General features: G+C 69.8%; 21 protein-coding genes and 1 pseudogene. 16 read left to right on the forward strand and 6 right to left on the reverse strand.

Annotation, left to right across the window (positions count from 1 at the left end; all coding sequences use genetic code 11):
- Positions 1–62: 62 nt before the first annotated feature.
- From LBW94_RS00280 to LBW94_RS00305, 6 genes are all read left to right on the forward strand, one after another.
- Positions 63–770, forward strand: coding sequence for a 4-carboxy-4-hydroxy-2-oxoadipate aldolase/oxaloacetate decarboxylase (locus LBW94_RS00280; RefSeq protein WP_225056098.1), 708 nt, complete (start codon positions 63–65; stop codon positions 768–770).
- Positions 767–1882 carry a 4-oxalomesaconate tautomerase gene (locus LBW94_RS00285; protein ID WP_225056096.1) on the forward strand — a complete coding sequence of 372 codons (1116 nt, stop codon included), beginning with the start codon at positions 767–769 and terminating at the stop codon, positions 1880–1882. The genes LBW94_RS00280 and LBW94_RS00285 overlap by 4 nt, the downstream gene beginning before the upstream one ends.
- A 34-nt stretch (positions 1883–1916) precedes the next feature.
- Positions 1917–2906, forward strand: a complete 990-nt coding sequence (locus tag LBW94_RS00290) for a VOC family protein (RefSeq protein WP_225056088.1) — start codon at positions 1917–1919, stop codon at positions 2904–2906.
- 160 nt (positions 2907–3066) lie between these two features.
- On the forward strand, positions 3067–4392 hold the full coding sequence (locus tag LBW94_RS00295; protein ID WP_225056087.1) for an MFS transporter: 1326 nt from the start codon (positions 3067–3069) through the stop codon (positions 4390–4392).
- 152 nt (positions 4393–4544) lie between these two features.
- Positions 4545–6404 carry a tannase/feruloyl esterase family alpha/beta hydrolase gene (locus LBW94_RS00300; RefSeq protein WP_225056085.1) on the forward strand — a complete coding sequence of 620 codons (1860 nt, stop codon included), beginning with the start codon at positions 4545–4547 and terminating at the stop codon, positions 6402–6404.
- Between the two features lie 180 nt (positions 6405–6584).
- A complete protein-coding gene (locus LBW94_RS00305; RefSeq protein WP_225056083.1) occupies positions 6585–7067 on the forward strand; it encodes a hypothetical protein in 483 nt (160 codons plus the stop codon).
- Positions 7068–7166: 99 nt separating this feature from the next.
- Here LBW94_RS00305 and LBW94_RS00310 read toward each other — a convergent pair whose 3' ends face one another.
- The 3 genes from LBW94_RS00310 to LBW94_RS00320 all read right to left on the reverse strand — a co-directional run bounded on the left by LBW94_RS00310 (position 7167) and on the right by LBW94_RS00320 (position 10752).
- The gene (locus LBW94_RS00310; RefSeq protein WP_225056082.1) at positions 7167–8624 is read right to left on the reverse strand and encodes an amidase; all 1458 of its coding nucleotides are present in this window, start codon (positions 8622–8624) and stop codon (positions 7167–7169) included.
- Positions 8625–8938: 314 nt separating this feature from the next.
- Complete coding sequence (locus tag LBW94_RS00315) at positions 8939–9079, reverse strand: hypothetical protein (protein ID WP_225056080.1); 141 nt, start codon at positions 9077–9079, stop codon at positions 8939–8941.
- Positions 9080–9297: 218 nt separating this feature from the next.
- Positions 9298–10752, reverse strand: a complete 1455-nt coding sequence (locus LBW94_RS00320; protein ID WP_225056078.1) for an HNH endonuclease signature motif containing protein — start codon at positions 10750–10752, stop codon at positions 9298–9300.
- A gap of 613 nt (positions 10753–11365) precedes the next feature.
- On the opposite strand from LBW94_RS00320, the gene LBW94_RS00325 reads away from it, so the two are divergent.
- Complete coding sequence (locus LBW94_RS00325) at positions 11366–12406, forward strand: YdcF family protein (RefSeq protein ID WP_266269418.1); 1041 nt, start codon at positions 11366–11368, stop codon at positions 12404–12406.
- Between the two features lie 250 nt (positions 12407–12656).
- Here LBW94_RS00325 and LBW94_RS00330 read toward each other — a convergent pair whose 3' ends face one another.
- Both LBW94_RS00330 and LBW94_RS00335 read right to left on the reverse strand, forming a co-directional pair.
- Complete coding sequence (locus LBW94_RS00330) at positions 12657–13325, reverse strand: hypothetical protein (RefSeq protein WP_225056076.1); 669 nt, start codon at positions 13323–13325, stop codon at positions 12657–12659.
- A gap of 26 nt (positions 13326–13351) precedes the next feature.
- The gene (locus tag LBW94_RS00335; RefSeq protein ID WP_225056074.1) at positions 13352–13882 is read right to left on the reverse strand and encodes a hypothetical protein; all 531 of its coding nucleotides are present in this window, start codon (positions 13880–13882) and stop codon (positions 13352–13354) included.
- Positions 13883–14216: 334 nt separating this feature from the next.
- Here LBW94_RS00335 and LBW94_RS00340 point away from each other — a divergent pair, with 334 nt between their 5' ends.
- The 7 genes from LBW94_RS00340 (at position 14217) to LBW94_RS00370 (ending at position 20238) form a co-directional block, all read left to right on the forward strand.
- Complete coding sequence (locus tag LBW94_RS00340) at positions 14217–15785, forward strand: sugar ABC transporter ATP-binding protein (RefSeq protein WP_225056067.1); 1569 nt, start codon at positions 14217–14219, stop codon at positions 15783–15785.
- 357 nt (positions 15786–16142) lie between these two features.
- On the forward strand, positions 16143–16592 hold the full coding sequence (locus tag LBW94_RS00345; protein WP_225056065.1) for a fumarylacetoacetate hydrolase family protein: 450 nt from the start codon (positions 16143–16145) through the stop codon (positions 16590–16592).
- On the forward strand, positions 16589–16999 hold the full coding sequence (locus tag LBW94_RS00350) for a VOC family protein (protein ID WP_225056064.1): 411 nt from the start codon (positions 16589–16591) through the stop codon (positions 16997–16999). The genes LBW94_RS00345 and LBW94_RS00350 overlap by 4 nt, the downstream gene beginning before the upstream one ends.
- Before the next feature lie 28 nt (positions 17000–17027).
- On the forward strand, positions 17028–17819 hold the full coding sequence (locus tag LBW94_RS00355) for an alpha/beta fold hydrolase (protein ID WP_225056062.1): 792 nt from the start codon (positions 17028–17030) through the stop codon (positions 17817–17819).
- Positions 17816–18289: a GlcG/HbpS family heme-binding protein gene (locus tag LBW94_RS00360; protein WP_225056061.1), complete on the forward strand. Its 474-nt coding sequence runs from the start codon at positions 17816–17818 to the stop codon at positions 18287–18289. The genes LBW94_RS00355 and LBW94_RS00360 overlap by 4 nt, the downstream gene beginning before the upstream one ends.
- Positions 18289–19347, forward strand: a complete 1059-nt coding sequence (locus LBW94_RS00365) for a hypothetical protein (protein ID WP_225056059.1) — start codon at positions 18289–18291, stop codon at positions 19345–19347. Before LBW94_RS00360 ends, LBW94_RS00365 begins: the two co-directional genes overlap by 1 nt.
- Positions 19348–19707: 360 nt before the next feature.
- Positions 19708–20238, forward strand: coding sequence for a hypothetical protein (locus LBW94_RS00370; protein ID WP_225056058.1), 531 nt, complete (start codon positions 19708–19710; stop codon positions 20236–20238).
- Between the two features lie 7 nt (positions 20239–20245).
- Here the strand turns inward: LBW94_RS00370 and LBW94_RS00375 are convergent, their stop codons facing one another.
- On the reverse strand, positions 20246–20536 hold the full coding sequence (locus LBW94_RS00375; protein ID WP_225056057.1) for a putative quinol monooxygenase: 291 nt from the start codon (positions 20534–20536) through the stop codon (positions 20246–20248).
- Between the two features lie 189 nt (positions 20537–20725).
- Here LBW94_RS00375 and LBW94_RS00380 point away from each other — a divergent pair.
- Positions 20726–22188 (forward strand): annotated as a pseudogene (locus LBW94_RS00380) (aldehyde dehydrogenase family protein).
- Positions 22189–22263: 75 nt separating this feature from the next.
- Positions 22264–23472 carry an L-2-hydroxyglutarate oxidase gene (gene lhgO, locus LBW94_RS00385; protein WP_225056055.1) on the forward strand — a complete coding sequence of 403 codons (1209 nt, stop codon included), beginning with the start codon at positions 22264–22266 and terminating at the stop codon, positions 23470–23472.
- Positions 23473–23584: the final 112 nt, after the last annotated feature.

A 23584-nucleotide genomic window follows, 5' to 3' on the forward strand; every position in this document is an offset into this window, starting at 1 on the left:
TGCAATATTGTCGACGTCGGTGATAGCTGTGAGCTACCGTCGGCACACCACAGGAGGACACCATGAAGTCGGTCGTCGTGACCGATCCGCCGCGCGCCTCGCTCGCGGACGCCACCCAGTTGGGTGAGTACGGCACCGCCACCGTCCACGAGGCCGCCGGGCGGATCGGCTACCTCGGCTCGCGGCTGCGGCCCGCGTGGCCCGGCGCCCGGATCGGCGGCACCGCGGTCACCGTCTTGTGCTGGCCCGGCGACAATCTCATGATCCACGTCGCGGTCGAGCAGTGCCGCGAGGGCGACATCCTGGTCGTGGCCACCAACTCGCCGTCGTCCGACGGCCTGTTCGGCGAGCTGTTCGCCACCGCGTTGCAGCAGCGCGGCGTGCGGGGCGTCGTCCTGTCCTGCGGTGTGCGCGATGTCGCGGAACTGCGCGAGATGGGTTTCCCGGCCTGGTCGACGGTGGTCAGCGCGCAGGGTTCGGTGAAGGCCACCGCGGGCGCGATCAATGTGCCGATCGTGGTGGAGGGGCAGCTGATCCAGCCCGGTGACGTGATCGTGGCGGACGACGACGGGGTCGCCGTGGTGTCCCGCGTGAACGTCCCCGAAGTGCTCACCGCCGCGCAGGCCCGGCTGGAGAAGGAGGAGCGCAATCGTCGGGCATTCCGCCGCGGCGAACTGGGGCTGGACATCTACGGGATGCGCGCGAAGCTGGCCGACTTCGGCATCTCCTATGTCTCCCACGCGGATTACGTTGCCGGAGAATCGAAGTGAGTGAGTGGTTGCCGCGGTCCGGGACAGCCGGGATCGCCTGCCTGTGGATGCGCGGCGGCACGTCCAAGGGCGGATATTTCCGGGCGGACGACCTGCCCGCGAATCCGGCGGCCCGCGACGACCTGCTGCTGCGGATCATGGGCACCCCGGACCCGCGGCAGATCGACGGCCTCGGCGGCGCGACCTCACTGACCAGTAAGGTCGCCGTGGTCTCGGCCTCGCAGCGGCCCGGTGTCGACGTGGACTACCTGTTCCTGCAACTGGGGGTCGACCGGCCCACGGTGTCGGACACGCAGAACTGCGGCAACATCCTCGCCGGGGTGGGGCAGTTCGCGGTCGAGTCCGGGCTGATCGAGCCGCCACCGGGGGCCGAAACCTGTTCGGTGCGTATCCATCTGGTGAACTCCGACAGCGTCGCCACCGCGACCTTCCCGCTGCGCGCGGGCCGCCCGGTCTATGCCGGTGACACCGCGATCGACGGCGTTCCGGGCACGGCGGCGCCGGTACTGCTGGCCTTCGAGGACATCGCGGGCTCGGCGACCCCGGGCCTGTTCCCGACCGGCAACGTCCGCGACGAGATCGACGGCATGGAGGTCACCTGCGTGGACAACGGCATGCCGGTGGTCGTCGCGACGGCCGCCGCCTTCGGGCTGACCGGCTACGAGTCGCACGCCGACCTGGCCGCCGACGCCGCCCTGCTCGACCGGGTGGATGCGTTGCGCCGCAAGGCCGCCGCGCTGATGGGCCTCGGCGACGTGGCGCAATCCTCGGTGCCGAAGACCATCCTGGTGGCGCCCGGCCGCGACGGCGGCCAGGTGTGCACCCGCTCGTTCATCCCGGTGCAGCCGCACACCGCGGTCGGGGTGTTCGCGGCGATCAGCGCGGTCACCGCGCTGCTGACCCCGGGCGCGGTGGGGCACGAGCTCACCGCGGACTGGCCGGCGGCGCTGTCCCGGGTGGATGTCGAGCATCCGTCGGGGCACCTGCTGGTCGACATCGCCCTGGACACCGCCGTCACCCCGCCGGTCGTGCACCGCGCGGGCGTGATACGCACCGCCCGGAAATTGTTCGCCGGAACCGTCTTTCCCCGCATCGCCGCCGAGTGTGCCTGAACCGCACCGATTTTCCCGAGAAGGACTGGCAAACATGGCCCCCGGTCACGAGATAGCGCATCTGGCGCACGTCACGCTACTCACCCCGAAGCTCGACGAGAGCATCCGCTTCTGCACCGATTTCCTGGGTCTGGAGGTGGTCGGGCGCGACGGTGACGACGTCTATCTGCACGCCTGGGACGACTACCTGCACCACAGCCTGACCCTGCGCGCGCACCGGCACGCGGGTATCGCCCGGACCACGTTGCGCGCCTTCGGCCCCGAGGAATTGGAGCGCCGGGTGGCGGCGCTGGCGGCGGCCGGTCGCGGCATCGGCTGGGTGGACGGCGAACCCGGCTTCGGCCGCACCTACCTGTTCACCGATCCGGACGGCCACGAATTCGGCGTGTTCTACGATGCGGACTGGTACGAGCCCGGCGACGAGACCCGGCCGTCGCTGAAGAACCAGGCCGCGAGATATCCCGGCGGCGGCGTCCCTGCCCGGCGGCTGGACCACGTCAACTTCCTCGGGCAGGCGCCGGTGGACAACCGCGATTTCCTGGTGGACACGCTGGGCGCGATGACCACCGAGCAGATCGTGCTGAACGACGGCACCGTCGCGGCCGCCTGGACCACCTTCGGCAACAAGAGCTATGACCTGGTGTACACCAGGGACAATCTGGGCCTGTCCGGCCGGCTGCACCACATCGCCTTCGCCGCCGACAGCCGCGCGGACATCCTGCGGGCCTGCGACGTCGCCCTGGACCAGGGCGTGTTCATCGAGACCGGCCCGCACAAGCACGCCATCCAGCAGACCTTCTTCCTGTACGTCTACGAGCCCGGCGGCAACCGTATCGAACTGTGCAACGCGGGCGCCCGGCTGATCCTGGCGCCGGACTGGAAGCGGGTCGACTGGACCGAAGCCGAACGGGCCAAGGGTCAGGCGTGGGGGCTGAAGACCATCGAGTCCTTCCACACCCACGGCACCCCCACCGCCGCCGAGTCGGCACGCGAGGCGCAACTCGCCGGCACCGATCGCGCATAATTCGCTGACCGATAGCTGCGGGCGCCGCCGGGTATCCGGCGGCGCCTCGGTCGCACCCTCCCGGAGTATTGTCAACAATCTTGTGTATCGTATTGCGCTCAATCTAGGGCGCAATATAGCCTGGCTCACAGTTGTACGGTTTCCCAGGAAAGAGACAAGCTTGTCCTCGTTAGATCTGCGTGGCGGCTCACCCGCCATCGGCCGGCTGGCCACCCGAGTGATCGCGGTGTGCTGGTTCCTGGTCCTGCTGGACGGCCTCGACCTGTTCGTCTACGGCGCGGTGCTGCCCGGCGTGTTCGAGGACAAGGCATTCCACCTCACCAAGGCCGCCGGCGGTGACATCGGCAGCTGCACCAATCTGGGCATGCTGCTCGGCGCACTGACCGCCGGTCTGCTCAACGACCGCATCGGCCGGCGGCTGCCGCTGATGGGCGGCGTGACGATCTTCGCGCTCGCCTCGGCCGGGGCCGCCGCCGCGCACACCGTCACCCTGTTCGGGGTCGCCCGGACCATCTCCGGCTACGGACTGGGTGCGCTGCTGCCCACCTGCCTGGCGCTGGTACAGGAGTTCGCACCGCCGGCCCGGAAGAACCTCGCCGTCACCGTCGTGATGACTGCGCACCAGGCCGGTGGGGCGCTCGCCGGAGGATTGGCGCTGTCGGTGGTGCATCACCTGGGCTGGCGCTCCGTGTACTGGTTCGGCGCGCTGCCGCTGCTGGCGGTGCCGCTGATCTGGGCGTTGCTGCCGGAGTCGATGACCTTCCTGATCGGATCCGGCCGCACCGCGCAGGCACAGGCCCAGGCCGCGAAATACGGTGTGCCGCTGGAGTTCTACGCCCCGGAGGCGGGCGGCGAACGGCGCCGCGGCGATGTCCGGCAGCTGTTCACCCGCACCGTATGGAGCACCACGCTGCTGTTCTGGGTGGCGTCGTTCTTCGGCCTGCTGCTGGTCTACGGCATGAACACCTGGCTGCCGACGATGATGCGCGGCCACGGCTACAACCTGGGTTCGGCCATCAGCTTCCTGCTGGTGATCAACCTCGGCGGCATCGTCGGCATGCTGGTCGCGGGCCCGCTGGCCGACCGGTTCGGCCCGCGCCGGGTGGCGCTGATCTGGTTCGCCTGCACCGCGATCGGCGTGGCGCTGCTGGCGGCGCACACCTCACAGGTCCTCACCTACGTGATCGTGTTCGTGACCGGCGGATTCCTGTTCAGCGCGCAGACGCTGATCTACGCGAGCACCAGCACCTACTATCTGCCGAGCGTGCGGGCGACCGCGCTGGGCTGGGTGTCCGGCGTCGGCCGCTGGGGTTCGATCTTCGGTCCGTGGTTCGGCGGGGTGCTGCTGTCGCACGGATTCGACACCGCCGGATTCTGGGTGTTCGCGATCGCGGCCGCCATCGCCGTGGTGACGATCGCCTTCATCCGGCGCAATCCCGAGGTGGATGCCTATCGGGCCGCCGAACGGGAGTCTGTTCCCGCCTGAGACCACGGCGACGGAAGGCAGGCGGGTCCGGGGTTCCGAGCCCGCCGCGGTCTATGGTGCTCGCTGAGACGTGCGACGCGGTCGCGCGCCCGCTGTCGTGCCGTGCCTCGGCCCGGCCTCTCCGCTCGCTCCGACACAGGCAGGTAGGCACCATGCGGCGTTACCCCGGGCAGGATTCCGTTCCGCGGCGAAGGCGGTGGCGGCCCGCGATGGCGGCGGCCGCGCTGACCGCTGTGCTGGTCGCGGTCACGGCATGCTCGTCCGGTCACGCGCCGGCCCCGGCCCCCGCGCCCCCGGGTGTCACCACCGCGCCCCCACCCCCGCCGCCCTCGGTGCCGCGGCTGGCCGCCGGGGAGGAACTGCAGGTGCTCCCCCCGAAGATCGGCTGCCCCGACCTCGCCGGACAGGACTTCACCCGGCTCAGCGAGGGAGCCGTCTCGATCGCGCTCGCCACCCTGGTGCCGAAAAGCGAAGCCAGCCCCTACGAATACTGCCAGGTGGTCGGCTACATCGACCCGCAGATCGGCTTCGAATTGCGTTTGCCCACAACCACCTACCGCGGCCGCTACCTGCAACAGGGTTGCGGCGGCTTCTGCGGCAATATCAACCTCGGGCAGCATCCGCCGGCCAGTACCGGCTGCGCCCCGCTGACCGACGGTTCGCTGGCGCTGGGCCAGGACGACGAGGGCCACCGCGATACCGGCGCGGTGGACGTCTGGGCCACCGACCCACAACTGAAGGCGGACTTCGGCTATCGCTCCGAGCACGTCTTCGCCGCCGCCGCGAAGGCCGTGATCACCGCGTTCTACGGTGTGGCGCCGCGCTATTCGTACTTCGACGGCTGTTCCGACGGCGGCCGCGAGGCCCTGATGGAGACTCAGCGCTACCCGACCGATTTCGACGGCGTGCTCGCCGGCGCCCCCGCCTTCAATCAGACCGCGCTGAACGCCTTCGAGGAGGCGTACCTGTCGACGGTCGACTTCCGCCCCGACGGCTCGGTGATCCTGCCCGCCGCCAAGGTGGACGTGGTGCACGACGCGGCGATCGCGGCCTGCGCGGACCCCGATCTCGGCGACGGCGCCATCCAGGACCCGCGCGCGTGCAGCTTCGACCCCGGCAGCATCGCCTGCCCGCCCGGTCCCGACCGCCCCGACTGCCTGACCGCCGAACAGGTCGACGTGGTCCGCAAGATCTACACCGGTGTCGTCGACTCCGGCGGCACCCACCTGTACACCGGCGGCGAACCGATCGGCTCCGAACCGCAGTGGGTGGGCCTGATCGTCCCGCGCGACGGCCAGCACCGCGAACAGATCCTCATGTACCGCCTCGGCACCGGATTCCTGCGCTGGCTCGGCACCTGGAAACCCGATCCGGGCAAGCAGATCGACGCCTCCCTGTTCACCGTGGACAACCTCCGGTCGTACCTGGATTCGGTGGGCGGCCTCTACGACGCCACCGACCCCGACCTGTCCGCCTTCGCCCAGCGCGGCGGCAAACTGATCCAGTGGCACGGCTGGTCCGACGGCTACATCCCGCCGGTCGGCTCGATCACCTACCGCCAGGCCGTGATCGACAAACTCGGCCAGCAGATCGCCGACGGCTTCTACCGCCTCTACCTGTTCCCCGGCATGTTCCACTGCGCCGGCGGTTACGGCCCCAGCCACACCGACCTGCTCACCCCGCTGATCCAGTGGACCGAACGCGACCAGACCCCGAACGCGGTGATCGCCACCAAGACCGCCACCGACAGCGACGGCCACTTCGCCGGCGCGAGCGCCCCCACTCCACCCGACCCCACCGCGCCCGTCGTCACGGCCCGCCCGATCTACCCCTACCCGACCCAGACCGCCTACAAGGGTTCCGGGGATCGCAACGCCGCCGGCAGTTACGCCGCGATCCTCCCGCAACCCCACGACGACCACTACAAATGGGGCGGCGACTTCCGTTCTGGATACCAGTTGTGGTGCACCTCGGACGGGCGCGAACTGTCCTGCACCCGCAGTCATCCATAGCGGTGTCGAACCGGTAGCGGGGCAAGGTGTTCCGGCCCGGCATCGCGCCCGGGTGCCGCGGCCGGGCAACCCCCGGCGGCCGGCGCGCCGGCCGCCGCCCGGAGCCGCCGAAACCGCGGGCCGGGCACCACCTTTCCGCTCGGGTACCGTGGCGTGATCGGCGAGAGCGGAGGTTCGGCAGTGATACGGGTAGGCGTGACCGGGCACATGAACATCACCGCGGACACGGCGGCCCTGGTGTATGCCGGGATCACCGAGCGATTGGCCGGTCTCGGCGCGGGCCCGGACCTGACCGGCGTGAGTTGCCTTGCGCGCGGCGCTGATTCGGTGTTCGCACAGGCGGTACTCGATGCCGGTGGCCGACTGGAAGTGGTACTGCCCTCCCGCACCTACCGGCAGCGCAAGGTGGCCGCCGACTACGCGCCACTGTTCGACGAATTGCTGGGCCGCGCGGATCCCGTGCGCGTCATGGACTTCGACGAATCCGGTGTCGCGGCCTACGAGGCGGCGAACGAGGTGATGCTCGCCTCGTGCGACCGCCTCGTCGCCGTCTGGGACGGGCAGGCCGGTGATCCCGGCGGCACCGGTTCGGTGGTGGCGCTGGCCCGAGCACGCGGTCTGACCGTCGACATCGTCTGGCCGGACGGTGCCGCCCGCGGCTGACCACCGCGCGGTGTCGCGTGCTGTTCGATCACCTGAAGGGACTCGTGTCCACGAGTTCCGCAGCGCGGTGGACCTCGCCGGGGCCGACCGGCGGATCGGCTACGTGTCGCCCGGCGCATGGAATCCGCCGATCGCCTGTTCGAGCAACTCCGCCAGCCGCAGCGGCGTGCGGTCCTCGAACATCGGCCCGAGGAGTTGTACCCCGACCGGCAGCCCTTCGGGTGACCGACCGGCGGGGACGGCGGTCGCGGGCCGTCCCGGCATGGTGGCCACACCGGGCCGGACCGACAGGTCGGAGTACGGATGTTCGACACCGTCGATCTCGATCCGCAGTTCCCGGCGGCCGGGATCGTGCGCGTGCGGATACGCGGGAATCGGCGAGATCGGGCACACCACCGCATCGAATTCGGCGAACAACCGCCGCCACCCCTGCCGGTGCAGTTCCCGGCGGGTGTCGGCCGCGATCCAGTCGCGGTGGCTCACGACCATGCCGCGCATCCGCACGGCATCCAGACTCGGATCGTCGGCAGGCCATGCCGCGACCTGGGCCCGCACCTGCTCGTACGCCGCGGCCGGCAGCCGCCCCCCGATGTTCGAGAACAGCAGCAGCGCATACAGTCCCGCCGCTTCGGCCGGATCCGGCAGCAGCGGACTGTGCCGTTCGACCCGCGCCCCCGCCTCGGCCAGCGCCTCGGCGACCCGATTCACCCCGGCCAGCACCGCGGAGCCGGTCGGAACCAGCGGATGCTGGTCGAGGACCAGCACCCGGAAATCGGTGAGCCGCTCGTGCCGCGCGGCCGGCAGCGCCGTCCCGTAGGCGATGCCGCTCGTGAGCGGATCCGGCCCCGCCATCACCTCCAGCAGCAGCGCGAGATCACGTGCGGTCCGCGCCATCGGCCCGCAGACGGCGAGGTCGCCCTCGACCGGCAACGCCGGCGCGGGCGGCGGCACCATCCCCCGGCTCGCCACCAGCCCCAGAGTCGGCTTGTGCGCATAGATCCCGCAGCAGTGCGCCGGATTGCGCAGTGACCCCGCCAGATCCGACCCGATCGACAGCGCCCCGAACCCCGCCGCCAGCGCCGCCGCCGACCCACCGGACGACCCACCCGGGGTACGCCCGTGATCCCACGGATTGTTCGTCACCCCGTAGACATCGTTGAAACTCTGCCAATCCTGCAACATGAACGGCACATTGGTCTTCCCGAGAATCACCGCCCCCGCAGCCTTCACCCGCGCCACCGCCACCGCGTCCTCGGTGGGCAGATAGTCGGCGTACTGCGCCATCCCCCAGGTGGTAGGCAGCCCGGCGACGTTGTAGGACTCCTTGACCGTCACCGGAACCCCGAGCAACGGCAACTCCCCACCCGCGGCCCGGACCTCGTCGGCCCGCCGCGCCGCCGCCCGCGCCCGCTCGAAGTCCGGCACACAGATCGCGTTGATCGCCTTGTCGTCCCGCTCGATCCGGGCAATCGCCGCATCGGTCAGTTCCACCGAGGTCACCTCACCGGCCCGCAAGGCGGCCAAGAGTTGCTCGGCCGAAAGGAAGCTCCACTCCATGGTTGCGACCCTAACCACCCGCCGGGGTACCGGCCACAGCCTTGCCCGGCTCAGGCGCCCACCTGCGCCCGTCGCACGTATTCGACCCCGCCACACCAGATTCCGCGGATCGCGCGAGTGGCCCGGATATCGGCCACGATCGGCTGATCTCGACACAACGATGCCCCGCCGAAATCATCGACGGGGCAGGCTACTCCGGGCCGGTCGTCAGCCGAACAGCTCGTCGGCCTCGGTGGTATCGGCGGCCCGGCCGATCCACTGCTCCAGCTGATCGATATCGGAGCAGGAGGCGATCCGCTTCCGGACCTCGTCTGTCACAGGCATGCCGCGACGTTCCAGGAGCACCAGGTGTATTCGGGTATCGCGATGCCCAGGTAGTCCCGCAACAGTCGTGCCGCCAGGTCCGGATTGCCGCGGAACAGGTGGAGGAATTCGTGCTCGAGTGCGTTCGCCACGGCGCGGTCCCTGTCACTGCGGCCGGGTCCGGCCAATTGAGGTGTGCGGGAGAGTATTCGGGGCCGACTGTTTTCGCTGCGCCGATCCGGTCGATCCCGAACCGAATCCCGGGGTAAGCCCATGTCCTGAACCCTCATATTGACAGTTGAGGCAGCGAATACACATGCCGCTGCCCGCCTCCGTCGGTGACGGGGCGGTTGGCGGCGGCCGCAGATGTTCAGCCCGATTTTCGGGACACCGATTCCCTTGTGCGCGTGAGATATTCGAGAGGATGATGGTATCGATTCACTCTCGGGTGGCGTGCGGGATCGATGTGGGCGGGCGGGGCCCATTGCGTGCGGCCGGCATCCGGGTGCCCGGCTGCGGCCGTGCGAGTGCCCCACCCGGCGGCGTGTGTTCCGACCAGATGGTGGTGGGGTTCGCAGGCGAAGGTCAGTTGGTCGGCGTCGGTGGTGCCACCGGCGGCCCAGTCGGTACGGTGGTGAACCTGGCACAGATAGCCGGGTTTGGTGCAGCCGGGGAATGTGCAGCCGATATCGCGGGCGTGCAGCACGATCCGCTGATCGGCGGACGCGATCCGCTTCGAGCGGCCGAGATACAGCGGGCGACCGGTACTGTCGTCGAACACCGCGAGATAATGGTGGGCATGGGATGCCAGCCGTAACGCATCGCCGATCGAGATCATCGCGCCACCGCCGGTCGCCACCGCGGGACCGGCCACCGAGCCCTCCGGAGTGGCCTGGGCGACCGCATCTTCCAGTTCCCGCACCGTCATGGACATGACGACGGTGACCGGAAGACCGCGATGCCGACCCAATCGGCCGGACGCGATACTGTCGCGCAGGACCGCCTTCATCGCATCGTGCTGACGTTGCGCGGCATTGCGGGTATCACGTTGCACGACAGCCTCATCCGGCTCATCATCGGCCGGTGATGCCGGATCATCGGGATTGAGCAGTCCGGGCTTGGCGTAGGTGGCGAAGATTGCTTCCAGATAGGCGCGCAGTTCCGGATCCGCGGTGACCGTGCACTTCGACATCAGGTCCGGGCCTTGGCGGCCCAGGGTGAATGCCCGCCGCCGCGCCCGGTCGGTGTCGGTGAACGTCCCGTCCGGGTTGATCAGCGCTTCGAGTTTGTCGGCGACCTTGCGCAACTGGTCCGGACGCAACTCGCGCGCCTGACCCGCGAGCATCGCCTCGGCATCGGCGCGGGTCTCGGCATCGACGATGACCGGCAGACGATGGATCACGTCACGGATGATCTTCACATGCGTGGGTGAGATCGCTCCTTCTCGCTGCGCTGTCGCGGTCGCGGGCAGTGGCGGGGCCAGGGTCTCCCCGGTCATCCCGATGTGGGTCGCCAGATCGTCGGCGGCACGCCAGCGGGCACGCGCTTCCGCCACGGTGATTCGCAGTGTGTCGGCGAGAGTATCCACCAGATTGTTCGCGGCGAATTCGGTATTCGACCATTGTTCCTGCATCTGTGCGGTCCATTGCAGACTCGCGGCGGGCAGCATACGAGTGATGGTTTCCACCCGCCGGATCAGGCTGAGCCTGTCCCGATTCGACAATGCCTGGGTGCACATGTTCGATACCTCGGCAGCAGCGTGCTCCAGCGCGCGGAGGGCGGTTTCCGCGGCGGGGTCGCTGACAACTTCGAGGCTCGAACGCATGTTCCCATGATATCCGTCCGGGGATCGGACACGCTAGCGAAATATTCTCGCTACCAGCGCATTCGGGCGTGTCGGACTGCCGCCGGACGGGTGCGCCCCCACCGGTGCCGACGGGAGCGGGAATTCGTGTGCGAGCGTGTTCGGCACTGTTCGAAACTTGGTCCTCCGGTGTGACAAATTGATGTGTGCAACACGGGATTCGGAATATCTCGGACCGGCGAGAGCGTGCGGGATACTCGTCATGGTGCTCGATCCTTCGTGGATCTGACGGCGACATCGCGGATCGCGGCGTTACAGCCCCGGACAACTCGATATCGGGGCCGCGAGTGGTCGGCGGTTCGCCGGGTGCACAGGTCTGCTGTGAGCGGTGCCCCTGTTCCGGCAACCGCCGAATTCGTCCCGGAGGGGCCGGACGGGCCATCGGCCGGGAGATATCGGGGAGGATGGCGCTGCGCGTGGTACCCCGACAGCGGGAGCGGTGGTGCATCGCTCCGGCAGGGCGGATGGACTCGCAGCGGGCTCCCAGCCGGGGCTCGTCGTCGGCGCAGGTCGGCCGACGAGAGTGGCGGTCATCGGCACGGCGCAGGTGGTTATCGGCGAAGGAGGTTCCGGCATGGGTTCGGTGCTCGTCCCGGGTCGTGAGCAGGGCGGTGCGGCAGAGGTCGGCGGCAGTACGGCGCCGCCCCGGGTGTTGCGGCGGCGGGTGTCCCTGCTGCTCAGCGCCACCGCGATGTTGTCGCCGTGGATGGTGCTGGGGCTGGGCGCGTTGCATCGGGTCGCGGCCGAGCTGCTCGGGTTCGGGCTGTTGCTGGTGTTGTCGCAGGTATCGCTGTTGGTGGCGGGGCTGGGGCTGTTGGCGAACGGGGTGGTGGTGGTCCGTCGGGAAGGTCCGCGGGTGGCGACGGTGATCGCGCCGCTGGCAGGATTGGGTTTGCTGGTGTTGTCGATGGCGATCCGGGATGTCGTCGAGCCGGGATCCGGTACGCCCGCGTGGCTTTCGGTGACGGCGGGGATGATCGTGGTGCTCGGTGCGTTCCTGGTCGCGCAGTTGCTGGCCTTCACCGGGTACGCGCTGGCCTACTCGCGGCTGCCGCGGCCCACCGGGAGCGATGTCATCGTGGTGCTCGGGTGCGGGCTCGACGGGGAGCAGGTCACGCCGCTGCTGGCCACCCGGCTGGATCGTGCGGTGCAGGTGTATCGCGCGGAGACGGCGGCGGGTGCGACTCCGATCGTGGTCGCCTCCGGTGGGCGCGGGCCGGGCGAGACCGTGGCCGAGGCCGATGCGATGGCGGCTTATCTTGTCGCGGAAGGTGTTCCGGAGAAGCGGATCATCCGGGAGCGGCGGTCGCGGAACACCGAGGAGAATCTGCGGTGCACCGATGCCGAGTTGCGTGGACGCGGGCTGCGTGCCCGGGCAGGGCGAATGGTGGTGGTGACCAGCGATTTCCATGTGTTGCGGGCGGTGATCCTCAGTCGGCGTCTCGGGCTCGGGGCTCGGGTGGTCGGTGGTCGTACCGCGCGATACTTCGTGCTCACCGGCTTTCTGCGGGAATTCGTGGCGCTGCTGGCGCTGAAGCCGCGCACCAACATCACGGTCGCCCTGCTGCTGATCGCGCCCGCGGTGGTGGGTTACTTCACGTTGCTCATCCGGTGAAGCTGTCGGGGTACGGAGAAATCGGGGATACCGATGAGCCGGCGGCGCGCTGCCGCACCGACCGCGCCGGCTCGAGCACGGCGACTCCGGTTCGGGCGGGGTCGATCACGTCGGCTGCGTCCGAGCGACAATCGTGCCGGGTGGGGCTGATGTGCCGGACAACGTTGTCGTGGTCACGTACGGCGACGGCCGCACCGGAATCCCCTGCGTTCGACAGGGTTCGGTGCGGCCGTCGGTCGGGAGAGATGACTCAGTGCTGCGGCGCGGCGGGGGCGTGACCGGACTGGATCTCGTTGAACTTCCGGGCGGTGACGGCCAGGCCGACGGGGAGGCCGACGGCGACGCTGCCGACCATGCCGCCGAAGGCGGCGGTGGTGGCGGCGCCGGCGAGGCAGCCGCCGATCATGCCGGGGACGGTCAGGGCCGCGGCGGACATGACGGTGGCCATGCTGCCCAGGGTGATCACGCCGATCGGGCAGCCGACGACGGTGCCGATCAGGGCGCCCGCGGTGCCGCCGACCCCGGCGGCGAGGCCGGTGTAGGCGCCGGCGCTGTGCCAGGCGGCGGTCAGGTTGCCGAGGACGTCACCGGTGCCGGCGACCGGTTCGGGTGCGGCGGCCGCGGCGGTGATGTCGGTGTTGCTCGCGACCGTTTCGAGCGGGGCGCCGAGCATCGGGATGCCGGTGGCGTCCTGCACCGCGACCTGCCCGTCGCGGGTGGTGACCGTGCCCGCGGGGGTGGTCAGGACCGACGAGCCGTCGGAGGCGGCGCCGGTGAAGGAGACGCCGGGGGCGAGCTGGACGGTCAGTTTGTCTGGGTCGGTGGGCTGGACCTGGTCGGCGTGGGCGGCGCCGTCGGCGACCGCCAGGGCGACGGCGGCCAGCGCGGTCACCGCGACCGCGTGCGTGGTGTGCTTCATTGCAGTGCTCTTTCGCGGTGGGGGAGTTACTGATTCGTGGTCAGGGGGGCCGAGATCAGGCCCTCGGAGTGCAGGTGGCCGTACTGCTGGCCCGCGGCGTCGGCCAGCGCCGGGAATCCGGTGATCGCACCGGCGAAGGTACCGCCGAGACCGCCGAGGGTGACGCCGCCGAGGATGCAGCCGCCGACCACGCCGACCGGGGTCAGCGCACCGGCCGACACCAGCGCGGTCAGGGTGCCGCCGGTGATCGCGCCGAGCGGGCAGCCGATGACGACGCCCGCGGCGGTGCCGAAGAGGGTGCCGTCGTGGTTGGCGTTGTTGAACGCGCCGGTCAGCGCGCCCACCGCCTTGTCGTATTCGACTTCCGGGATCACCGGGGCCGGTGCGGCGTCGGGGTGACCCTGGTCGGCGACCGGTGCGGGACCGGTCTCACCGGCGGTGGACGCCAGGATCGGCACCGGGGATTCGGCGGGTGCGGCCGAGGCGACGCCCATCGCACCGGCCGTGGCGGCGATGGCCAGGGTGGCGATCGCCGTGGCCCGGGAGATGCTGTACATAACTCCTCATCTCTTTCTTTCTGTGATTCCCGGTCCGGCACGGCCGGGAAAACCTGCATTGTCCGCCGAATCGGTTTCCCTTCGCGCACAGCGTTTTTCGCGGCTGCGTCGGGCACGACGGGGGCGTGCGCGTATTCCGCCGGATCGCGGTTCGCGGTGGCGGTGCGGAAAATGCGCGTTCGACATGTGGTGGATGGGCGCGCGGATATCGGTGGCGCGAGCACATCCGTACGGGTGAATCAGCCGGGTGAATCAGCCGGGGGGATCGGACCGGATCAGTTCCGGCCGCCCATCTGATCCGCGGCGGACAGGCCGTCGGCGCGGGAGCGCCGGAATGACCCCGGTGTCCCCCACCACGCTCGACCGGGAGGATACCGTGACCGCCGCACCCGCGACGACCGCCACACCGGCGACCGGCGCCGCCGTGGTCCGCCTGCACGAGGTCTGTAAGAGTTTCGGCGGCGCGGTCGCCCTGAACAACGTCAGCCTGGACCTGTATCCCGGCGAGGTGCACGCACTGATGGGTATGAACGGCGCCGGTAAATCGACGCTGGTGAAGGTGCTCTCCGGGGTGCACGGTCCGGATTCCGGCCGGATCGAGGTCGCGGGCCGGGTGCAATCGGCGTGGAGTACCCGCCGCGCCCGGCGCCAGGGTGTGTCGATCGTGCCGCAGCGGCGCGAACTCGTGCTCGGCCTGACCGTCGCGGAGAACATCATGCTCGGCGACCTGCCCACCCGGCGGTCGGTGGTGCGCTGGTCGTCGGTGACCGAGATCGCCCGGAATGCCTTGGCACAGTTGGGTATCGACATCGAAGTGACCCAGGTGGCAGGGGAGCTGACCGTCGCCGAGCAGACCATGGCCGAGGTCGCCCGCGAGGTGCGCCGCGGCGGCCGGGTGCTGATCCTGGACGAACCGACCGCCTGTCTGGGCGCCGCGGCCGCGGAGCAGATCCGCGCGCTGGTGCGCCGGCTGCGCGACAACGGGGTCGCGGTGGTGTTCATCTCGCACTACCTCGATGAGGTGCTGTCGATCGCGGACCGGGTGACCGTGCTGCGCGAGGGCGCCGTCGTCGAGAGTTATCCGGCCGCGGCGCCCGACGAGGCGGGCCTGGTCCGCGACATGGTCGGCCGCGACGTGGTCTCGGTGCGCCCGGCCCGCGCGGCCGCGCGGGACGAGATCGGTTTGCGGATCAGGGATCTGAGCCAGGGCCGGTTCCTCGACGGCTTCGGCGTGGACGTGCGCAACGGCGAGATCGTCGCGGTCCTGGGCCCGGCCGGTGACGGCCAGTCCCGGCTGTTCGATCTGCTGTCCGGCCGTCGCCGGCCCGATCGCGGCACCCTCGCGGTGGGCGGGAGGAATGTGCCGCCGGGGCGGGTCGGCCGCTCGCTGGCCAGCGGATTGCGTTGTGTGACAGGCGATCGCCGCCGCCTCGGCCTGGTTCCCGAACTGTCGGTGGACGAGAACCTGGTGCTGGCCGAGGATCGGCTGGCCGGCCGGTTCGTGCAGCGCTGGGACCGGCTGGGCCGGCGCGCCGCCGCCCTGCGCGACGAGTACCGCGTGGTCTCGCTCACGAAAAACCCCGCGGTGGATCGGCTTTCCGGTGGCAATCAGCAGAAGGTGTTGCTGGCCAAGTGGTTCGCCACCGAGCCCGCGGCCTGCCTGCTGGAGGATCCGACCAACGGCGTCGACATCGCCGCGATGGCCGAGATCCACTCGCTCATCGACCGCCTCGCCGAGCGCGGCGCGGCCGTGTTGCTGGCCTCTTCGTCCTGTGACGAGGTGATGCGGCTGGCCGACCGCGTGATCATCGTCCGCGACGGACGGGCGATCGCGGAGCACAGGATCGACGACATCACTCGCGACGAACTGATCGCCGCGGTTCTCGGAGGAGATACGGCATGAGTCAAGGGCCGGCGGCGGCAGCGGAGCGTAACCAGGAAGGCCCTCCGTCCTCGCCCGACGAGTACGGCACGGGCGTCGGCGCTCGGGTGAGCGGCGGCGTGCCCACTACGGACAACGGCCCGGCGAAGGCGGGGACCACGGGTGTTCGCGCCGCGCGCCGACGTCCGTCGCTGCGGCAGATTCCGCACGCGGGTCTGCTGGTGGTCCTGGTGCTGATCGTGGTCTTCGCCGCGACGCAGACCGACGCCTTTCTCACCTCCACCAACGTGGTCAACGTGCTGCGGCAGGTCAGCGTCGTCGCGGTGATCGCCGCGGGCCTGACCCTGCTGATGACCGCGGGCGGGATGGATTTCTCGATTGCTGGGCCGCCCGCTGCGCCGCGCCTCCTACGAGCAGGCGCGCGAGGCGGTCTTCGGCTGGACCATCGGCAACGACGTGAGCGCGCGGGAGTGGCAGCACGCCGACCGCTCGTTCTGGCGCAGCAAGAACGCCGACACCTTCAAACCGATGGGCCCGTGGATCGAGACCGGCGTGGACCCGCTGGCGCAGACCACCACGATCCGGGTGAACGGGGCGATGCGGGTCGAATTCCGCACCGGGGCAATGCTGTTCGATCCGTACGACTTTCTCGTCGAGACCTCGAAGTACAGCACGCTGCAACCCGGTGACGTGCTCTGGATGGGCGCCGACGGCACCTGTGCGCTGACACCGGGCGACACCGTCGACGTCGAGGTCAGCGGGATCGGCGTGTTGTCCAATCCGATTGTCGCAGAAGAAGATACCGACACAGAAAGGTGCCGACCGTGACCGAAGCCACCGTCGCCGAAACGACTGCGGTCGAGCCCAACGGCAAGATCCGCTACATCCACCGAGTCAACTTCCCGACCACCGACATCCAGCGGACCAAGGAATGGTATTCGAAGGTCTTCGGGTTCAAGGGCATCATCCCCAAGAGCAACACCCGCGTGCTGCTGATGACGCTGGGCACCTTCGACCTGCACTTCACCCCGGTCGAGGAGATGGATCGGATGGCGCCCTACCACTTCGCCGTCGAGGTCGACGACTGGGACGGATTCCTCGCCCACCTGAAGCAGATCGGCGTCCGGCACACCCGCCCGGTGCGGCGGCCGGAGAACAACTCGCTGTTCTGCTACATCCACGATCCCGACCACACCATGATCGAACTGGTCTACCACGCCAACCGCCCGGAATGAATCGGTAACGGCCACAAGGAGAATCAACATGCCGAAAGTCGTCGCCCCGGACGGCACCAGCATCTACTACGAACGCCACGGCGACGGGCCGGCGCTGTTCTTCGTGCAGGGATCCGGTGGCCACCATGCGATCTGGTATCAGCAGGTGGTCGAACTGCGCGAGCGCTACACCGTCGTCACCGTCGATCTGCGCGGATTCGGCAACTCCGGCAAGCCGATGGCGGGCTTCGACGGTCAGGACTTCCCCGGCGACATCGTCGCCGTGCTGGAGGCCGAGGACCTGTACGACGTCGTGCTCATCGGCCAGTCCGTGGGTTCGGTGGCGGCGCTGAAGGCGGCGCTGCTGCGCCCGGAACGGGTCTCGGGCGTGGTGCTCGGCCACTCGCTCGGCGGTATCCAGCATCCGGAACTGTCGGAACTGGTTGCGGCACAACGGGCCGAGGCCGACAAGCTGCCGGTCGTCGACCGGCTGATGAGCAAGCGGTTCCAAGAGCAGGAGAAGGCGAAGCTGTTCCTGTTCCAGCAGATGGGCACCTTCAACGTGGCCACCATGGCCGACCTGCGCAATCTGTCGGCCGACGGCCCGAGCCTGGACGAGATCGCCGCCTCCGGCCTGGACATCACGTTCCTGGCCGGCGACAAGGACGCCGTGCTGTGGCCGCAGACCGTGCGCCGCGCACACGAACTGCTGCCCGGCTCGCGGCTGACGATCGTCCCCGACGGCCCGCACTCGATGTACTGGGAACGCCCGGACCTGTACAACGCCGCCGTCGTCCGCATCCGGGAAGCCGTCTCACAGAAGGTGACCGCACACCGATGACGAAACTCACCACCGCCGAGGTCGATACGATCATCGCCGAGACCGTGAAACGCGGTGAGGCGCTGGGGAAGGCGCTCAGCGTCGCCGTGGTCGACGCGGGCGGCTACATCCTCCAGGTCAAGCGGACCGACGGCGCGCGGGCGCTGACCCCCGCCATCGCCATCTCCAAGGCGCACAGCTCCGCGGTGATGGAGCGGCCCACCCGCAATCTGCACGCCTGGGCCGAGTCCAATCCCGGCTTCTTCGACAAGCTTTCGCAGATGAGCCTGTACCCGATCGTCGCCACCGAGGGCGGGGTCACCATCAAGCGCGACGGTGAGGTGCTCGGTGGCCTCGGCATCTCCGGCGGCACCCCCGACGAGGACGAGGCCACCTGCAACGAGGTGCTCGAATCCCTGGGCTACGAACTGGTTTTCCGGGCCTGGGGCCAGTCGGCGCAGCAGCTGGCCGAGTCCGGGGAGGCGAAATAATGGCCGACACCTACAAATTCCGCATCGACCACCACGGCAGCCTGATCCGCTCCGCGGAACTGATCGCCGCCCGCGCCCGCTACGAGGCCCGCGAACTCGGTGACGGCGAGTTGCGGGCCGTGGAGGACGCCGCGATCGCGGAGGCCGTCCGGTTGCAGCGCTCGGTGTGGCTGTCGGTGATCACCGACGGCGACTACCGCCGCGCGGACTTCCGCGGCGCGATCCTGGACACCGTCGGCGGCTTCCGCCGCGGCGCCGGCACCGACCGGCACGGCTACCGCCGCTGGACCGCCGTCGGCGCGCTCGGGGCCACGCACCCGCTGATCGCCCCCGACGTCGCCGCCCTCGCCGCCCTGGCCGTCGCCCCCGGCCCCGGCGTGGCCACCCCGGTCAAGGTCACCCTGCCGTCGCCGGCGTTCCTGGCCGCCCGCACCTTCGAGGCCGGCGGCCCGTGGGGCAGCGCCGCCGAACTCGGCGCCGCGCTGGCCGCGATCGTGCGCGCCGAGATCGAGGCCGTCGTCGCCGCGGGCGCGAAGCTGATCCAGCTGAACAACCCGGCCTACGCCAAGGCCCTGTTCGCCCGCGGCGCCGACGCCCTGACCCTGGACGAGGCGATCGCCGTCGACGCGCAGGCGATCCGCATCGACGCCAAACCGGCGGACGTCCGCATCGGCCTGAATCCGGCCCACCGCGCGGTCGATCCGGTCGACAAGGCGGTGGCGGAGCAGCTGTTCGCCGAACTGCCGGTGGACCGCTGGGTGCTGCCGTACTTCGCCGGCGCCGACGCCGAAGTGGACCTGCTGCGCGCGGTCCCCGCCGACCGCGACGCCTGCCTGGGCGTCGTCGACGCCGAGACCGCCGCACTGGAGGACGTCGACGACATCATGCGCCGCATCGATATCGCCGCCGAACTGAAGGACGTCGAGGACCTGGCGGTGAGCCCGAGCCGTGGCTTCGCCGACCTCCCCGGCGCCACCGCGCTCACCGCCGAGGACCAGCGCCGCAAGCTGATCCACGTCGAAACCAGCGCCCGTATGACCTGGGGCAACGAACTCTAGCCCCGAGGCTGCCCCGGGCGCCCCCACCGCGCACCCGCCCGGGGCCGCCCTGCCGCTGGTCCGTGCCGCCGGGCCGGAGCACCGACGCCACCCCCGTCGAGTCCGGCCCGGCCGGCAGGTGATTCGTGCCGGACACCGGAGCCCCCTCGCCCGGCCACGGCAGGGCCCGAGGGGCCGCGATCCATCCGATCGCGGCCCCTCTTCGGCGTCTGGATAACAGGTGCGCACGCCCCCTGCGCCTGGGCTGGAAAAGTCGGTATCGTCACCCCTCGGGTCGGAGACCGCAACGACGCGGGCCCGTGCGGATTCCGGTCGGCAGCATGCGTTGACGACGGCGACTTCGACACGGAGGTGCATTCGATGGGCTTGGCGAACGCGATCGACTGGCCGGAGGAATACCTGCCCGGTACGACCGACAATTTCGTGTCCAACGAGGTGATCGCGGCCGGCCCGCCGATCGCGCAGATCTGGCCCTATCTGGCCGACACCGAGGCCTGGCCCACCTACTACGACAACGTCTCCGACATCACCTTCCCCGACGGTGGCGGCCCCGAGCTGTCCCCGGGCCTGCGATTGTCCTTCGCCACCTTCGGATTCCCGCCCCTGACCGCACAGGTCACCCAATGCGTCCCCCCGGCCCCCGCCACCCCCGCGCGCCTGGCCTGGACCGCCCACCAGGACGGCCCACCCGAATCCCGTCTCGACGTCCTGCACGCCTGGCTCCTGGAGGACCTGCCCGGCGGCCGCATCCGCATCCTCACCCAGGAATCCCAAATCGGCACCCCCGCAGCCGAATTGGCCCGCCGCCACCCCAACCCCATGCTCAACGGCCACCAGGACTGGCTCGACGGCCTGCTCCGCGCCGCCCGCGGCGTCCCGGCCCTCGGATAGCCCGGAATCAGTCCAGCACGTCCCCGAAGCTCACCACCCGCTCGGTGAGGCGGGGGAATACCGTGCCGAGAATGTGTTCGGTGAAGTGGGGGGTGTTCTTGTGGGCCTGGAAACCGGATTCGTCGGCATATTGTTCGTAGATGGTGAAGATTTCCGGGTCGGTGGGGTCGGTGTGCAGGATGTAGAGTAGATTTCCCGGTTCTCGCAGGGTATGTGTGCGCATTTCTTCCAGTGCGGCGCGGACCACTGCGGTATCCTCGGGCGCCACTCGGTAGCGGGCGATCACGGCATAGGGCACGGATACTCCTTCGTCGAACGTGTAATCCTCACCGATTCGATCACGGCGGGAGCCGGATACAGGGTGCGGAGCCTGCAAGCAATGGATGCTCCCCGGACCGTGGTGGATACCGGGCGCGATTTCTTATCGTGACCCGACGATGCGTGCTTCCGGCGCATTTCACCGCGACGAGTTTCCCGAGGAGCAGCGATGCCCGTGCAGTCCGTGCAGTCGATCCGGACCCTGATCGGTGGGGAGTGGGTCGGGGCCCAGAGCTGGTTGGACGTGTTCGATCCGACGGATGTGCGGGCGCCGATCGCGCGGATTCCGGCGTTGACCGTGGACGATGTGCGGGCTGCGTATGATGCGGCCGCGCAGGGGTTCAAGGTGTGGAAGGCGACCTCGCCGTTCGAGCGGGCCGCCGTGCTGGTGCGGGCCGCCGGGTTGTTGCGGGAGCGGGCGGGGGAGATCGCCGCCGATGTCACCGCGGAGAACGGCAAGACGCGGGCCGAGGCCACCGGGGAGGTGGGGAAGGCCGCCGATTTCCTGGAGTATTTCGCGGGGATCGCGCGGGCGGGATACGGGACGTTGCTGCACGATGCGCGGCCCGATACCCGGGCCGGTTTTCAGCGGGAGCCGGTGGGGATCGTGCTGGCCATCACGCCGTGGAACGATCCGCTGATCACCCCGGCGCGGAAACTGGCGCCGGCGCTGGCGGCGGGGAATGCGGCGGTGTTCAAGCCCGCCACCGAAACACCCTTGTCCGGAATGCATTTCGCGCGGGCGCTGCACGATGCGGGGCTGCCTGCCGGGGTGCTCAATGTGATCACCGGGCGCACCTCGGAGCTGGCGGACGCGTTGCTGGACGATCCGCGGATCGCGGCGGTCACCTTCACCGGCAGCAATGCCGTCGGGGAGGGGCTGCGGCTGCGGGTGGCCGCGCGCACCGTGCGGTTCCAGGGGGAGCTGGGTGGCAAGAACGCCTCGGTGGTGCTGGCGGACGCCGATCTGGAGTATGCCGCGACGACCATCACGGCGGCGGCGTTCGGGCAGGCGGGGCAGCGCTGTACCGCCACCAGCCGGGTGCTGGTGGAACGGGCGGTGTACGACCGGTTCGCGGACCTGCTGCGGGAGCGGATCGCGGCGCTGCGGGTGGGGCCGGGTGACGAGGTGGGTACCACCGTCGGGCCGCTGACCGGTCCGGCACATCGGGACGGGGTGCTGGCGGCGATCGACAAGGCGGTGGCGCAGGGGGCGCGGATCGAACTCGGAGGGACCGCGCCCGGCGATGCCGAGTTCGCGCATGGTTGCTTCGTGACGCCGACGCTGCTGACCGGGGTCACCCCGGAGATGGACATGTGGCGGGAGGAGGTGTTCGGGCCGGTGCTGGTGCTGTCCCCGGTCGACGATCTGGACGCGGCCGTCGCGGCGGTCAACGATTCGGACTTCGGGCTGGCCGCAGCCGTGTTCACCACCGGGCTGCGGCGGCGTACCGCTTCGTCGACGAGGTGGAGACCGGGCAGGTGGCGGTCAACACGACCACCCCGGGCTGGGATGTGCACCTGCCGTTCGGCGGGTTCCGCGACTCCGGATCGCCGTTCAAGGAGCAGGGCGAGGAAGCATTGCGCTTCTACACCCGGGTGAAGACCTTCGCGATTCGTTTCCGGTCGTGACCGGCGCAGCCGCCCGGATCGATCCGGGAGAATCCTGCCGAGCCCGGAGACAGTGGCGAGAGAGGACAACGTTTCATGGCTGAGGAAACCATCGGCATCATCGGCGCCGGCATCGTGGGCCTGGCGATCGGCCGGGAAATCACCCGGCGACGGCCCGGCGCGCGCATCGTGATCGTGGAGAAGGAGGATCGGGTCGCCGCCCACCAGACCGGTCACAATTCCGGCGTGGTGCACGCCGGAATCTATTACACCCCGGGCAGTTTGAAGGCGACCCTGTGCAGCCGCGGCCGGGACATGTTGCGCGACTACTGTGCCGGCCGCGAGCTGCCCTACGACGAGGTCGGCAAGCTGGTGGTGGCGATCACGCCCGAGGACGTGGTCCGGATGGACGCGCTCGCCGATCGCGCCGGGGCCAACGCGGTGCCCGGCCTGCGCCGCGTCGACGCCGCCGAGATCCGCGAGATCGAGCCGCACGCAACGGGTTTGGCGGCGCTGCACTCGCCGCACACGGCGATCACCGACTACACCCGGATCGCGGAGGCGTTCGCCGACGACATCCGCGGGGCCGGGGGCGAGGTCCGGTTCGGCTTCGAGGTCACCGGAATTCGCGAGGTGCCCAATGGATTACAGATCAGCTCGGATACCGACGCGATCCACGTGTCCAGCCTGGTCGTCTGCGCCGGACTGCACAGCGATGTCGTCGCGGGCCTGGCCGGGGACGACCCCGGACCGCGCATCATCCCCTTCCGCGGCGAGTACATGCTGCTGAAACCGCAGAAGGAGCACATGATTCGCGGCCTCATCTATCCGGTGCCCGATCCCCGCTACCCGTTCCTCGGCGTGCACTTCACCCGCCGGGTCAACGGCGAGGTGGAGGTGGGCCCGAACGCGGTGCTCGCCTACGCCCGCGAGGGCTACCGGCGGTCCACGGTGTCGGTGCGCGATCTGGCCGGGATCGCCGCCTGGCCCGGTTTCTGGCGGATGGCCCGTCAGCACTGGCTGACCGGCATCCGGGAGATGTACGGGTCGTTCTCGATGCGCGCCTATATGCAGGGTGCGCGGAAATACGTCCCGGAGATCGGTGTGGCCGACGTGGTGCGCGGCGGCGCCGGCGTGCGCGCCCAGGCCCTCGGCGCCGACGGCGCCCTGGTGGACGATTTCTGTATTCACCGGCTGGGCCCGATCACCGCTGTCCGCAACGCGCCGTCGCCCGCCGCGACGTCGTGCATGGCGATCGCGGAATACGTGGCCGACGTCATCGACGGCAAGAAAATACCGGCATGACGCGCAACAAACGTTTGCATTCCGCGGACTCCGCGGCGCGAATTTTTTCGACTAACGTCCGAATTGTCGCCGAAAAGAATTGAATCGGCGCCGGCAAGAGCCCGACACGAAG

It is taken from the genome of Nocardia sp. alder85J, from assembly GCF_020176955.2.
GTDB lineage: Bacteria > Actinomycetota > Actinomycetes > Mycobacteriales > Mycobacteriaceae > Nocardia.

Excerpts from the sequence above, each read along its gene's own strand:
- LBW94_RS00370 (WP_225056058.1), top strand. The coding sequence starts at position 19,708 with ATGGGCTTGGCGAACGCGATCGACTGGCCGGAGGAATACCTGCCCGGT.
- LBW94_RS00280 (WP_225056098.1), top strand. The coding sequence starts at position 63 with ATGAAGTCGGTCGTCGTGACCGATCCGCCGCGCGCCTCGCTCGCGGAC.
- LBW94_RS00300 (WP_225056085.1), top strand. The coding sequence starts at position 4,545 with ATGCGGCGTTACCCCGGGCAGGATTCCGTTCCGCGGCGAAGGCGGTGG.
- lhgO (WP_225056055.1), top strand. The coding sequence starts at position 22,264 with ATGGCTGAGGAAACCATCGGCATCATCGGCGCCGGCATCGTGGGCCTG.
- LBW94_RS00360 (WP_225056061.1), top strand. The coding sequence starts at position 17,816 with ATGACGAAACTCACCACCGCCGAGGTCGATACGATCATCGCCGAGACC.
- LBW94_RS00320 (WP_225056078.1), bottom strand. The coding sequence starts at position 10,752 with ATGCGTTCGAGCCTCGAAGTTGTCAGCGACCCCGCCGCGGAAACCGCC.
- LBW94_RS00365 (WP_225056059.1), top strand. The coding sequence starts at position 18,289 with ATGGCCGACACCTACAAATTCCGCATCGACCACCACGGCAGCCTGATC.
- LBW94_RS00340 (WP_225056067.1), top strand. The coding sequence starts at position 14,217 with ATGACCCCGGTGTCCCCCACCACGCTCGACCGGGAGGATACCGTGACC.
- LBW94_RS00330 (WP_225056076.1), bottom strand. The coding sequence starts at position 13,325 with ATGAAGCACACCACGCACGCGGTCGCGGTGACCGCGCTGGCCGCCGTC.
- LBW94_RS00355 (WP_225056062.1), top strand. The coding sequence starts at position 17,028 with ATGCCGAAAGTCGTCGCCCCGGACGGCACCAGCATCTACTACGAACGC.
- LBW94_RS00310 (WP_225056082.1), bottom strand. The coding sequence starts at position 8,624 with ATGGAGTGGAGCTTCCTTTCGGCCGAGCAACTCTTGGCCGCCTTGCGG.
- LBW94_RS00325 (WP_266269418.1), top strand. The coding sequence starts at position 11,366 with ATGGGTTCGGTGCTCGTCCCGGGTCGTGAGCAGGGCGGTGCGGCAGAG.
- LBW94_RS00290 (WP_225056088.1), top strand. The coding sequence starts at position 1,917 with ATGGCCCCCGGTCACGAGATAGCGCATCTGGCGCACGTCACGCTACTC.
- LBW94_RS00335 (WP_225056074.1), bottom strand. The coding sequence starts at position 13,882 with ATGTACAGCATCTCCCGGGCCACGGCGATCGCCACCCTGGCCATCGCC.